This is a genomic window from Pantoea sp. S-LA4 (assembly GCF_054482835.1).
Map to the genome: position 1 here is coordinate 1,651,241 of NZ_JBTLRC010000002.1, position 12,192 is coordinate 1,663,432.

At 58.7% G+C, this 12,192-nt stretch carries 16 protein-coding genes; 10 read left to right on the forward strand and 6 right to left on the reverse strand.

Annotated elements, in window-relative coordinates:
* Positions 1-2 precede the first annotated feature (2 nt).
* The 7 genes from ACX3P5_RS08580 to ACX3P5_RS08610 all read left to right on the forward strand — a co-directional run bounded on the left by ACX3P5_RS08580 (position 3) and on the right by ACX3P5_RS08610 (position 4,363).
* Positions 3-317, forward strand: coding sequence for a PTS sugar transporter subunit IIB (locus ACX3P5_RS08580; protein WP_031377537.1), 315 nt, complete (start codon positions 3-5; stop codon positions 315-317).
* Positions 310-1,677 carry a PTS sugar transporter subunit IIC gene (locus ACX3P5_RS08585; protein WP_293003630.1) on the forward strand — a complete coding sequence of 456 codons (1,368 nt, stop codon included), beginning with the start codon at positions 310-312 and terminating at the stop codon, positions 1,675-1,677. The genes ACX3P5_RS08580 and ACX3P5_RS08585 overlap by 8 nt, the downstream gene beginning before the upstream one ends.
* Positions 1,664-2,506: a class II fructose-bisphosphate aldolase gene (locus ACX3P5_RS08590; protein ID WP_233984340.1), complete on the forward strand. Its 843-nt coding sequence runs from the start codon at positions 1,664-1,666 to the stop codon at positions 2,504-2,506. Before ACX3P5_RS08585 ends, ACX3P5_RS08590 begins: the two co-directional genes overlap by 14 nt.
* 111 nt (positions 2,507-2,617) lie before the next feature.
* Positions 2,618-2,887 (forward strand): hypothetical protein, encoded by a 270-nt coding sequence (locus ACX3P5_RS08595; protein ID WP_233984339.1) that lies wholly within the window; start codon positions 2,618-2,620, stop codon positions 2,885-2,887.
* 9 nt (positions 2,888-2,896) lie between these two features.
* On the forward strand, positions 2,897-3,334 hold the full coding sequence (locus ACX3P5_RS08600) for a PTS sugar transporter subunit IIA (protein WP_233984338.1): 438 nt from the start codon (positions 2,897-2,899) through the stop codon (positions 3,332-3,334).
* Positions 3,331-3,954 carry an AAA family ATPase gene (locus ACX3P5_RS08605; protein WP_233984337.1) on the forward strand — a complete coding sequence of 208 codons (624 nt, stop codon included), beginning with the start codon at positions 3,331-3,333 and terminating at the stop codon, positions 3,952-3,954. The genes ACX3P5_RS08600 and ACX3P5_RS08605 overlap by 4 nt, the downstream gene beginning before the upstream one ends.
* Positions 3,923-4,363 carry a thiol-disulfide oxidoreductase DCC family protein gene (locus tag ACX3P5_RS08610; RefSeq protein ID WP_233984336.1) on the forward strand — a complete coding sequence of 147 codons (441 nt, stop codon included), beginning with the start codon at positions 3,923-3,925 and terminating at the stop codon, positions 4,361-4,363. Before ACX3P5_RS08605 ends, ACX3P5_RS08610 begins: the two co-directional genes overlap by 32 nt.
* Before the next feature lie 14 nt (positions 4,364-4,377).
* Here the strand turns inward: ACX3P5_RS08610 and ACX3P5_RS08615 are convergent, their stop codons facing one another.
* Positions 4,378-5,313, reverse strand: coding sequence for a quinone oxidoreductase family protein (locus ACX3P5_RS08615; RefSeq protein ID WP_458968565.1), 936 nt, complete (start codon positions 5,311-5,313; stop codon positions 4,378-4,380).
* 72 nt (positions 5,314-5,385) lie between these two features.
* On the opposite strand from ACX3P5_RS08615, the gene ACX3P5_RS08620 reads away from it, so the two are divergent.
* On the forward strand, positions 5,386-5,871 hold the full coding sequence (locus ACX3P5_RS08620; protein WP_458968566.1) for a MarR family winged helix-turn-helix transcriptional regulator: 486 nt from the start codon (positions 5,386-5,388) through the stop codon (positions 5,869-5,871).
* 24 nt (positions 5,872-5,895) lie between these two features.
* Complete coding sequence (gene psrA / locus ACX3P5_RS08625) at positions 5,896-6,795, forward strand: L-proline-binding transcription factor PsrA (protein ID WP_233984333.1); 900 nt, start codon at positions 5,896-5,898, stop codon at positions 6,793-6,795.
* Here the strand turns inward: psrA and ACX3P5_RS08630 are convergent.
* Complete coding sequence (locus ACX3P5_RS08630) at positions 6,770-7,591, reverse strand: substrate-binding domain-containing protein (protein WP_458968567.1); 822 nt, start codon at positions 7,589-7,591, stop codon at positions 6,770-6,772. The two genes, psrA and ACX3P5_RS08630, sit on opposite strands and share 26 nt — an antisense overlap.
* Positions 7,592-7,601: 10 nt before the next feature.
* Positions 7,602-8,912: a tricarballylate/proton symporter TcuC gene (tcuC, locus tag ACX3P5_RS08635; protein WP_458968568.1), complete on the reverse strand. Its 1,311-nt coding sequence runs from the start codon at positions 8,910-8,912 to the stop codon at positions 7,602-7,604.
* Between the two features lie 540 nt (positions 8,913-9,452).
* Here tcuC and ACX3P5_RS08640 point away from each other — a divergent pair.
* Positions 9,453-10,346, forward strand: a complete 894-nt coding sequence (locus tag ACX3P5_RS08640; protein ID WP_458968569.1) for a dihydrodipicolinate synthase family protein — start codon at positions 9,453-9,455, stop codon at positions 10,344-10,346.
* An 18-nt stretch (positions 10,347-10,364) separates the two neighbouring features.
* Here ACX3P5_RS08640 and ACX3P5_RS08645 read toward each other — a convergent pair whose 3' ends face one another.
* The 3 genes from ACX3P5_RS08645 to ACX3P5_RS08655 all read right to left on the reverse strand — a co-directional run bounded on the left by ACX3P5_RS08645 (position 10,365) and on the right by ACX3P5_RS08655 (position 12,158).
* Positions 10,365-10,862 (reverse strand): AAA family ATPase, encoded by a 498-nt coding sequence (locus tag ACX3P5_RS08645; RefSeq protein ID WP_458968570.1) that lies wholly within the window; start codon positions 10,860-10,862, stop codon positions 10,365-10,367.
* Between the two features lie 333 nt (positions 10,863-11,195).
* On the reverse strand, positions 11,196-11,429 hold the full coding sequence (locus tag ACX3P5_RS08650) for a hypothetical protein (protein ID WP_233984328.1): 234 nt from the start codon (positions 11,427-11,429) through the stop codon (positions 11,196-11,198).
* A 387-nt stretch (positions 11,430-11,816) separates the two neighbouring features.
* Entirely contained in the window at positions 11,817-12,158 is a 342-nt protein-coding gene (locus ACX3P5_RS08655; protein WP_233984327.1) for a cupin domain-containing protein, read from the reverse strand.
* Positions 12,159-12,192 lie beyond the last annotated feature (34 nt).

Genomic DNA, 12,192 nt, shown 5'->3' on the forward strand with positions numbered 1-12,192 from the left:
CCATGCTGAAAATTTTATGTGTTTGTGGCTGCGGATTAGGGTCCAGTTTTGCGATTGAGATGAGCGCAAAAGCGGTATTAAAAAAGCTGGAAATTGACGCGGATATTGACCACACCACCATTTCAGAAGCCAATGCGTTTAAATCAGACATGATTCTGACGCAAAAAGCCTTTGCCGATGTGTTAAATGCCGACGCCAGTCCGGAACAGATCAAACGGGTCATTATTCTTAATAAGCTCACCGATAAAGCGGAAATAGAGCAGAAGATTGTGGCCTTTTTAAAAGAACGCAATATGAAGGTCGCTGCCCATGAATAGTGTGATCGACTTCCTGGTAAAAGACTTATTAGGGCAGGCCTCGATTCTGATCGCCTTTATTGCCCTGATCGGTCTGTTGCTGCAAAAAAAATCGGCGGGCAAGGTGGTGGAAGGCACCTTTAAAACCCTGCTGGGCTTTTTAATTATGATGGCCGGGATCAATATCATCGTCGGCACGCTGACCTTCCTTAACACCATCTTTACCCACGGCTTCGGCATGCAGGGCTATATCACCGATGTGGCGGCAATTGCCGGGCTGGCGAACCGGGAACTGGGATCGGAAGTGGCGCTGACGCTGCTGGTGATTTTTATCGTCAATATCATCATCGCCCGCATTACGCCGTTTAAGTACATCTTCCTTACCGGCCAGGCGCTGCTGTGGATGGCGACGATTGGCGCAGTGATTGGCTACAAAGCCGGGCTGACCGGTCTGCCGCTGATCCTGACCGGCGGTATTTTTGGCGGGATTATGGCGGTGGTGATGCCTGCGCTGGCGCAGCCGGTGGTGCGGCGGATTACCGATTCCGATGATGTCGCGCTGGGTCACTTCTGCACCATTGGCTATCTGGTGACGGCGGCGGTGGCGAAAGTGGTCGGCAAGGGATCGCGCTCCACCGAAGACCTGAAGCTGCCGGATAACTTTAAATTCCTGCAGGACACCTATCTGTCAATGGCGCTGGTGATGGTGCCGATGTACCTGATCCCGGCGGTGGCGGCCGGTCCGGCGTTTATCGCGCAGTACAGTAACGGCATGAACTACCTGATGTACGCCTTTATGCAGTCGATTCAGTTCGTGGCCGGGGTGTTCGTGCTCTACAGCGGGGTACGTCTGCTGCTGAACGAACTGGTGCCGGCCTTCCGTGGCATTGCGATGCGGCTGGTGCCGGACGCCAAACCGGCGCTCGACTGCCCGGTGATGTTTCCCTACGCGCCGAACGCGGTGATCGTCGGCTTCCTGGCCACCACGCTCGGCTCCATTGTGGGCATGCTCATCTTTCCGATGTTTGGCCTGGCGATGATCCTGCCGGGGCTGCTGACCAACTTCTTCGCTGGCGGCACTGCCGGGGTGTTCGGTAATGCCATCGGCGGACGGCGCGGGGCGATGATTGGCGGCTTTGTCCACGGCCTGTTCATCACGCTGCTGCCCGCCATTCTGGTACCGATGCTGGAGAGCTACGGCTTCACCGGTGTCACCTTCAGCGACTCCGATGTGATCAGCACCGGTCTGGTACTGGGCCACGCCTTCCAGAACAACTGGCTGTTTGTCGCGCTGTTTATCGCTTTTGTTACTGCACTCGCCTGGTTTGTTAACGGGAAATCCACTAAGCCGCAAGAGGAAAAAATCCATGAAACTTTATAATTTCGCCGATCTGTTACAGCTGGCTAAGCAACGCGATTTTAAAGCGGTCGGCTCATTTAATCTGCACTGTCTGGAGATGCTGCCCGCCTATTTTAAAGCGGCGGAAAAAACCAATAGTCCATTAATGATTCAGATCTCTACCGGCACGGCGAAATATCTCGGCCATAAGCTGCTGGTTGATGCGATTAAATCGCTGTCAGAGAGTATGAAAGTACCGACCTGCCTGCATCTCGATCACTGTTCCGATTTAGCGGCGATTCAGACCGCCATTGATGCCGGCTTCAGTTCGGTGATGTATGACGGTTCGCACCTGCCGATTGACGAGAATATTGCCAATACCCGCCGGGTAATCGATATGGCGCGGCCACACAATGTCTCGGTAGAAGCGGAGCTCGGGGCGATTGGCGGGTCGGAAGATGGTAAATGCGTGGAGATGGAGGCGATAGCCTTTACGCCGGTGGAGGATGCCAGGCGCTTCGTCGAAGAAACCGGCGTCGATATGCTGGCGATCTCAATCGGCACCGTGCATGGCCTCTATACCGGTAAAGCGCATATCCAGCATCAGCGGCTGGCGGATATCACGGCCGCCACCCACACGCCGCTGGTGCTGCACGGCGGGACCGGCGTCAGTGACGAAGATATGCGTTTAGCGGTCAGCAGCGGCATTGAAAAGGTGAATGTCGGCACGGAAATGAACGTTCAATGGGTGGCGCAGTGCAAAAATAGTTTTGAAAAAGGCAAGGTCAACGACAGCGTGCGTAATTTCCTGGTGCCTGCCAATGATGCGGTAACCAGCGTGCTGGTGGAGAAGATGCAGTTATTCCGTTAACCGGCGAAGGTAAGGGCGCGTCAGTCGTCAGCCAATCTCTTCACCGGCCGTTCCAATGTTAATTAAGCCATAACCTGAGGTGCCCCGGCGCCATTCGGGGCAGGAGACGCTATGTTTGGATTCTTAAAAAAGTCGCCGCCGGTCAATCAGCCAGACGCCGATCAGCAGGATCATCTGGCGGAATTAAGCCGTGAAAAAATAACCGAGCTGGAAAATAAGCTGGCAATCGATCCGCGTAATGGCGAAACGCAAAAACAATTAATGCTGGAATATAATCGGGCATTAACGTTATTTGCTAAAAGCCGTCACTACCGCAATGAAATTGATGCGCTGTTTGTCAAAATCGATGAATTACGCAACGTCATTCGCCAGTCGATTTAAGGAGCCGTGATGAGCATTAAGCAGTTATTGCAGCAAGCCAACGCGATTCAGGTCGGGATTGACGCCACGGACTGGCGTCAGGTGATCGCGCTGGCCGCCGAGCCGCTGGTCAGCGGTGGCTATCTTCACGCCAGTTACCCGGACGCGGTGATCGCCAATACCCTGGCGCATGGTGCCTATTATGTGTTTGAAGAGGGGATCGCCATTCCCCATGCGCGGCCGGAAGCCGGAGTGATTCGTGATTGTTTCAGCCTGATTGTGCTGACAGAGCCGATCGCCTTTGACGGCAGCGATAAAGCGGACATTGTGATTATGTTTGGTGCTCGCGACAGTAATGCGCATATCGAAGAGGGTATCCGCGCCATCGTGTCATTGCTGGAGGATGCGGAGACGCTGGTCAGATTGCGCCAGGCCAGCAGCGTTGCGGAGGTCATCGACATCTTATGACCACCAACAATTCGTTAAAGCGCGTGGTGCTGGTCAACGGCATTCCCGCCTCGGGGAAAAGCACGCTGACGCGGGCGCTCTCCCAGCGCTTCGGCTGGCCGGTGCTGACGCTCGACAGCCTCAAGGAACCCTTTATGGCCTGCTTCGCGCCGGTGGATCGGCAGCGCAACCGGCAGCTCGGCTGCGCCGCCTATCAGGCGATCTGGAACATTGTCGGCCAGGCGCCAGCCAGTCAGATCTGGCTGATAGATGCCTGGTTCGGCTTCCAGCCGCGCGCGCTGCTGGAACAGGGACTGCAACAGGCCGGCGTTGGCGCGGTGCTGGAGCTGTGGATGCAGATCACGCCGGAGGAGGCCGTGGCGCGTTACCAGGCGCGGCTGTCGCAGCGACTTCCGGGTCATCCCGGCGCGGAATACCTGCCCGAACTGCGCCAGCTGGCGCAACAGGCGCAGCCGATGGCGCTGGGGCCGGTGCTGCAGGTTGATGCCTGCGATCTGCATGAGGCAGCGGTCGCCCGTTGGTTACAGCAACAGCTGGAGAGAAACAGCTACACTTCACCTCAATGTTCACCCATTGAGGAGTTGCAGGATGTCATCACCCCCTTATCTGCAAACCGGTGAGAGTGCCGTGCTGTATGACGGCGTCTGCAAGCTGTGCAACGGCTGGGTCCGGTTCCTGCTGCGCCATCGACTGGCGCGGCAGGTTCGTTTTGCGGCGGTACAGAGCGAGCAGGGCAAGGCGCTGCTGCGCTGGGCGGGCTTACCGGAAGAGAACGTCAGTACCATTGTCTATATCGCCGGTGACCAGCACTGGCTGCGGGCGCAGGCGGTCTTTCGCGTCATGCGGCATCTGCCGGCACCCTGGCGCGGCCTCGGCGTGCTGCGCCATTTCCCTGACGCCATCAGCAATTTCGCCTACGACCGCATCGCCTTAAACCGCTATAAGCTGTTTGGTCGCTACGACAGCCAGCAGGCGATTACGCCCGATTATCCTGAGCGCTTTTTGCATCCGCTGGAACCGTCGCGCTGAAGCGGCGTGAGATATTACAGCGTAAACACCGTCCGGCAGCGGCTGTCGTCTTCGTCCCACGCCTGCGCGACCTCGCTTAACGGACGGGTGCGGAAAGGCACGGAGAATGGGTGGGCTCCGGCGGCCCGCAGCATTTCGCCAATCGAGGCGATCAGCTCGCCATCAGAGACGCTGCCGAGGCCGCTGCCCATCAGCGTCAATCCGGATGAGCGCAGCAGTTTACTGTGCAGCGGAATCTCCTGTCCGCTCAGCGAACCAATCTGTACAAAGCGCACCACCTTGTCGCCGCCACGCATCGCCGCCGTCATAATCGCCAGCGCACTGTCACCCCACAGATAATCCAGCACCACATCCACGCCTTGCGCCATCAGGTCGGGCAGCGCTGTTGGCAGCGCATCCAGCGTCAGGGTGATATCAGCCCCCTCATGCTGTAACTGTTGCAGCGTCTCTTTGTTGCGGCCGGTGGCGATGATTTTCCCCGCGCCCAGACTACGGGCAATGTGGATCGCCAGCCGACCCGAGGTGGAGGTAGCTCCGTTAATCAGCACCGTTTCCCCTGGCCGCAGCGCCGCCCGGCGGGTCAGGGCGGCCCACGAAGACATACCGGGATTAGCTATCGCCGCAGCGATGACCGGGTCGAGCGTCGGCGGCAGCGGAATCAGGCTTTTGCGACGCACCAGAGTGGTCTCTGCCATGCTGCCCCAGCTTCCGTCAAACGCCAGAAAGTAGACCGGATCGCCGTTATCGAGATAGCCAGTGCCGTCAATGCCGGGGACAAACGGATAGTGCGCGGCTGAACTGTAATGGGTACCCGCCGCGCGGGATTTTGCCAGCTGGCTGATGGCAGCGGCTTTCACCCTGACCCGCAGCTGCTCTGCTGTTGCCTGGGGTTCAGGAAAATCACCGTAGTGTGGTTTTTCGCCTGGCTGCGCGATGATGGCTGCTTTCATGGCTATGGACCTTCTGTTGTGGGCTTAATGAGTGTAGATTACACACATTATTCCTGCCTCTGGATAGCGTCAATGAAAAAGGTGCAAAATACACATAATGGTCAGTTTGATCCGCTGCACAACAGCTTACTGACCCTGGTCGGGGCGTTTAACCGCCCTCAGCGCGACCTGGCCATGATCAAAGGTGCCGGGATTGAACTTGATCGCGCGCTGTTTCCGCTGCTGGTGCAGATCGGCCGGTTCGGTCCGATCGGGGTTGGAGAGCTCGCCGATCGGGTGGGGCGCGATTACACCACCGTCAGTCGGCAGGTGGCGAAGCTGGAAGAGACCGGGCTGGTGCAGCGCCAGAAAAATGCCAGCGACAAACGGATCAACGAGGCGGCGATTACCCCAGCCGGTAAAGCGATGACCGATAAAATTGATGCGCAACGGGAGCAGATCTACCAGCGGGTGTTTGCGCACTGGCCGCAGGAAGATCGTGGCGCGCTGGAACAGTTACTGCAGCGTTTCGTCACCGATTTCAGCGCGCTGCGTGGCGACGAGCGGGAGGAGGTCTGATGCGCAACAGAGGAGCAACTCACCATGCCGGTTAATGTCGATCTCAACGATCTCTATGCCTTCCGCGCGCTGGTGGAGTATGGCAATTTTCGCCTCGCGGCGGAATCGATCTGCCTGTCGCAGTCGGCCCTGAGCCGCAGAATAGACAAGCTCGAAACGGCGCTGGGTATTCGCCTGTTTGAGCGCACCACGCGGCGGGTCACTCTGACGCTAAAGGGACACGCCTTTGCCGAGCGATCGGACAAGCTGCTGGTGGATTTTGAAGAGGTAATGGCCGATCTGAGTGAGGTCAGCCTGACCCGTACCGGCCTGATCACCGTCGCCTGCGTGCCTTCCGCTGCCTATTACTTCATGCCCAATATTATCCGGCTGTTTCAGGCTCGCTATCCGCGGGTGCGGGTCAAGCTGATCGACAGCAGCGCCGCCAATGTTTATGACGCGGTGACAGGCGGTCAGGCGGATTTTGGCATCAGCTTCTCCGGCCGCAGCCAGCCCGATGTGCATTTTCTGCCGCTGCGCGACGATCCTTACGTGGCGGCCTGTCGGCATGAAGACCCGATTGCGGCCAGAGCGAGCCTGAGCTGGCACGAATTTTATCAGCAGAGCTGGATCGGGCTGGATAAAACCTCCGGTAACCGTAACCTGCTCGATCAGGCGCTGGCGCACATTGTGCCGGAGAAAGCCTGCATCTGCGAAACCCGGCATGTCACCACGATGCTGGGTATGGTTGAAGCGGGGCTGGGCATCGCTGCCGTGCCCGCGATGTCGATGCCGGTTTCCGGGCATTCTGCGCTGACCTCGGTGCCGCTGACCGATCCGCCAGTCAGGCGCACCGTCGGGCTGCTGCGTAAAAGCGGCCGCACGCTGTCGCATCTGGCCGTCGAGCTGGAAACGCTGATTATTGAACAGTATCAGGCTGTCTGACCGGCCGGGTGACGCCGGTCGGCTGCGACGTCACGATCGGGTGCAGCCCGGTCTCACGTACCACCTGCTGTACCTCGGGCGAGGCGAGCCAGCGCAGCAGCTGACGCGCCTGGTCCGGCTGCGCGGACTGCCGGACCACTGCACCGGCAAAGCGGGTGGTGTATTGCAGTGTGTCCGGCAACTCGCCCACGAAAGTCACGCCAGCGACCGGCAGCAGCTCACTGACCTGCTGAAACCCGATGCTGTATTTGCCTGCCGCGACTTGTGAGGCGACCGGGATGCGTTCGACTTTAAACGCCTTCGCCCTGACCTGATTCGCAATTCCCAGCCGGCTGAACAGCTGGCTGCTGACATATTTGCCGCTGGCACTGTCTGAATAGGCGATCGAGCGGGCGTTGAGCAGCGTATTACGCAGCGCGCTTTCGCTGTCGATAATCACCGGCGTTGCACCCTGTCTGATCACCGCACCGATGCGGGAATCGGCCAGTTCAACCCGTGAACCGGGCAGCGTGCGGCCCTGTTTTTCCAGATCGGCCAGCGCGTCGCCCACCATAATCACCAGATCGGCGGATTCACCCCGCGCCAGCCGCGCCGGGATCGCCTGCGGCGTCTTGCCCATTGACGGACCGGCGACGGTGCGGATCTGAATGCCTTCACGTTGCGCATAGCGCGGGGATAATTGATCCCACGCCGCTTTAAAGCCGCCTGAGATCATCACGGTCACTGCTTTGGTCTGCGCGCAGACACTGCCCGCCACGCTGATCAGCAGAGCGAATAAGACAAAATAACCTTTCATGCGGGTTTCCTTAGCTGAAAGAGTTGCGGGTCTGCGGCAGGCGTTCACCGGTCCGGCGGTAGAGGTAGAGAGTGGCCAGCAGCGCACAGATGGCGGCAAAACTCATCCAGTAGCCGGGCGAGGCTTTATCCCCGGTCAGCTCAATCAGGCCGGTAGAGATCACCGGCGTGAAGCCGCCAAACAGCGCCGTCGCCAGGCTGTAGGCCAGCGAGAAGCCCGCCACCCGCACTTCGGCTGGCATAATCTCGGTTAGTGCCGGGATCATCGCGCCGTTGTAGAGACCGTAAATCATCGACAGCCACAGCAGTACGCCCAGCATCATTGAGAAGCCCGGTGCCGCCGCCAGCAGGCTCAGTGCCGGATAGGCGGTCGTCAGCGCCAGCAGGGTCATGGCGATCAGGATCGGTTTGCGACCAAAGCGGTCGGAGAGCGCGCCGCCAATCGGCAGCCAGATAAAGTTCGATACCGCCACCAGCAGGGTCACCAGCAGGCTGTCGGAGGCGCTGAGCAGCAGCACTTTCTTGCCAAAGGTCGGGGCGTAAACCGTAATCAGGTAAAACGCGGTCGTGGTCATCGCGACCATCAACATCCCGGCAATCACCACCTGCCAGTTGGCGAGCAGGATGCGGAACACCTGTTTCACATCAGGATGGCTGCGCCGCGCGTTGAAGGCCTGCGTCTCTTCCAGCTTGCGACGCAGCACGAAAATAAACGGCACAATCAGGCAGCCGAACAGGAACGGAATCCGCCAGCCCCAGTCGCGGATCACCGATTCTGCCAGCAGCGCATTGAGAATAAAGCCCATCGCGGCGGCCACCATGATCGCCACCTGCTGGCTGCCCGACTGCCAGCTGGTGTAGAAGCCTTTGCGGCCCGGCGTGGCGATCTCAGCCAGATAGACAGAGACGCCGCCCAGCTCAGCACCGGCGGAGAAGCCCTGCAGCAGACGGCCCAGCAGCACCAGCAACGGCGCCCACAGGCCAATGCTCTGGTAAGAGGGGATCAGCACAATCATGAAGGTGCCGGCCGCCATGATCGACAGCGTCACAATCAGCCCTTTACGGCGACCCACTTTGTCGATGTAGGCCCCCAGCACCACCGCGCCGAGCGGACGCATCAGGAAACCGGCACCAAACACGGCAAAAGTCATCATCAGCGAAGCAAATTCACTGCTGGCCGGAAAGAAGGTATGGGCGATGTAGGTGGCATAGAAACCAAACAGGAAGAAATCAAACTGCTCAAGAAAGTTGCCTGAGGTAACACGGAATATTGCGCCAATCCGGGCGCGGGTGGAAAGCGTAGAGGGTGAGGGAATTTGCATCAGTGAGCTCCAGTCTGTGAATGACGCTTTTTACCGCGCCTGTCATCGAAGAGTGGATCAGCGACCGGCGGTAAATAAGTGCAAAAAGGGCATCGATTGATGCGTGAACTGCATGATTCAGACAGGATGAAGCAATAAAGCCAGCAATATCAGGTGATTATTTGTCGGGCGCAAAATTAATCCGGCCATGTTAGCCGCGACCTCAGTTTGCAGAAATGTGACAGGATTCATAACTGTGTTACAGCGGGCGTGGGATGAGGCTGGCGATATCCCGATGGTGGCCGCCAGGCGATCATCACCGCTGCGGGCTGCCCGGTCGGGTGCAGAAAGGCGGATGCCGGGCGATTGTGCCGCATCACAGGGCGATCAAACAGTGTCATTTACGTGCTGTTCAGAGGCATACTCTCAGACCAGCCTCCTCCTGTGGGAGTCAGCAGTAACATAGCGGGCGGGGCGGCAGGATGCTTCGGCCAGTAACGAAATCTTCCTGGGCTGACGCGATGAGCCAGCCAGGTATTCCACCATTATGGAGCAGTGACGATGTTCAGCGGACTGAGTGCGTTTCCCCTGACCCCTTTTACGGCGGATAAGCCGGATGAAGCGGCATTTTTACGGCTGTTGCAGCGGCTGACGGAGGCGAAAGTCGATTCGCTTGGCGTGCTGGGTTCTACCGGCAGCTACGCCTATCTGACCCGCGCCCAGCGCAGGCGGATCACCGAACTGGCGGTTGCCCATTCAGAGGCGATTCCGGTGATGGTGAGCATTGGTGCGGTCAGCACGACCGAAGTGCTGCAGCTGGCTGAGGATGCCCAGCAGGCGGGTGCGGCGGCATTACTGCTGCCGCCACTCGGCTATCAGGCGCTGCGCGAAGAAGAGGTATTCACGCTTTATCAGACGGTCGCGTGTCACGTCTCGGTGCCGATCTGCGTCTATGACAATCCGGGTACCACCCATTTTGCTTTTTCCGATGCGCTGCTTGGCCGCATCGCCGCGCTGCCGGGCATTGCCTCAATAAAAATTCCCGGCGTACCCGCCGATTTGCAGGCGGCCCGCGAGCGCATTGCACAACTGCGGTCTCGGCTGCCGGAGAGGGTCTCAATCGGGGTCAGCGGCGATGCGTTTGCCGCCACCGGTCTGCTGGCAGGCTGCGATGGCTGGTACTCGGTCTGCGGCGGACTGTTTCCCCGGATCGCACAGGCGATGACCGCGGCAGCAAAGGCGGGCGATGATCAGCGTGTCAGCGCGCTGGATGCGCAGCTGCAACCGTTATGGGCACTGTTCCGCCAGCATGGCGGCAGCCTGCGGGTAATCAGCGCCGCAGCGGGGCTGCTGGGCCTGACCGAACGCGACTGCCTGCCGCGCCCGCTGCTGCCGCTCTCCGATGCGGATTGCCAGCAGATTGCTGCCGTGCTCGCGGCGCTCGATCTCTCTTAATCCCCACCTCAGAAGGCGTTAACCATGTCGCACCAGGTTAAAGCCTTCTTCCTCCTGCGGCGGGTCGAAATAGCGGGTAATCAGCGCGAACTGTTCGTCCGTTGCGGCAAAGGCGTGTTCGCCGCTCTGATTACGGGCGTGCAGACGCGATTTACACAGCGCATCCGGGACGTCCAGATAATGCAGGCGATGGTCAGCAGAGGATGCCTTGATTAGCGACATCATCCAGGCACGATTCGCCTTGGTGTTGGCGGGAAAATCGAGCACTACCGGGACGCCCGCCCGGAGCAGCGCTACCAGGTGCGGGGTCATCGCCGTTTTCAGTTGTGCCGCACAGCGGACATAGTCGGCGACCGACTGCATTTGATCTGCATAGAGCGCAGCCAGCCAGTGATCTTCACTCAGAATGACGCAACCAGGCTCTGCGGCGAGACGGGCAGCGAGGGTTGATTTACCGGAGGCGATTTTGCCGCACAGCAGATGCAGCGTTGCGGGTGTCAGGGTATCAGGATTCATAGGGTTCCTTATCGGGTTAACGCCGGTAAGGCCCGCCTTACCGGCGGGAGAAAGAGACAGGCTATCCCACCGCGATACAGACGGTGTTAATCATCTCTGACTGGGGTAAAGCGTATCGGTTCATCCTGTGAGACTAGCAAAGTCTGCGGGATTAAGCAGCCAGATATCGCGCCGCTGCCGCCTGACAGCAATTGTGGTCACGCCGCGCTGAAGGGGAATGGGCCAGCCAGCGGCGGAGCGCTGCCGGGGCGGAGGAGCAGCGGGCGCGGTGACAGCCTGCTATCAGCAGCCCGCAAAGGGACGCAGTCACCGCGTTGCCGCAAACGGTCACCTTCACGCCTGTTTCGCCATCAGTAAGGTCAGCAACTCCCGGCAGCACGCCTCTTCTTCCGCGCTGTCTGCGGCAGCCAGATGACGCAGCAGCGCCATACAGCTGGTTTCCTTGCCCGCTTCCATCAGCTCTTCGACCAGAAAATTCAGTTTATCCTGTTCAGTCGCGTGAAACGCCGGATTGATCAGGTGGACATTTTCCTTCACGGCCAGGGTATTGCTCTCTGTATGGTTCATAGAATTATCCTGTTTTGGGTTAAAAAATGACCTGGTGAACCCTTTAAACCTATACATGAAACGTGTTTTTGTACAGATTTTGACGGGAATCTTTTTAAGCGCAACGGGTATCAGAGGCGGGGTGAAGAAAATAAGAATAGTTGAGCAAGCCCCGGTTGGCGCGGGATGCGGAGCGGCAATCGCCGGGAATTGCGTAGCGGGTAAATATTAAAAGCCTGCTAATCATTTGGTTAGCTAACCAGTCTGCCGGAAAAAAAAAGGTGAAAAAATAATCCGCGGTCCGGCCAGCGGCAGCCGGAGCCGTCAGAGGCACGCCAGACCGATGCGGGAGAGTATTCAGCATCAGCCAGCGCGCGACAGGTTGCACGCCGACTGATTCACGCTTTGTCAGGCGGTGGCGTCGCGGGCGGGCAGGAAATCGTCGCGTTGTGGAGTAAAGGTATCCAGCAGCACGCCGGGTTCGAGGCAGACGCAGCCGTGTACCACATCGGGCGCTTTGTAGAGCGTATCGCCCGGACCCACTTCCCGCGTTTCCCCATTGATGGTGAAGGCGAAACGGCCGCTGAGCACATACGTTAACTGCTCATGCGGATGGTGATGAAGCGGGCCGACGGCATCTTTTTCGAAACTGACTTCGACCGCCATCAGGGTACCGCCATACGCCAGCACCCGACGGGTTACGCCGTTGCCTAAATCTTCCAGTGGCCGCTCTTTTTTATAGATAAACATCAGAACTTCCTTATGCAGGTGGACGCCAGGGTAG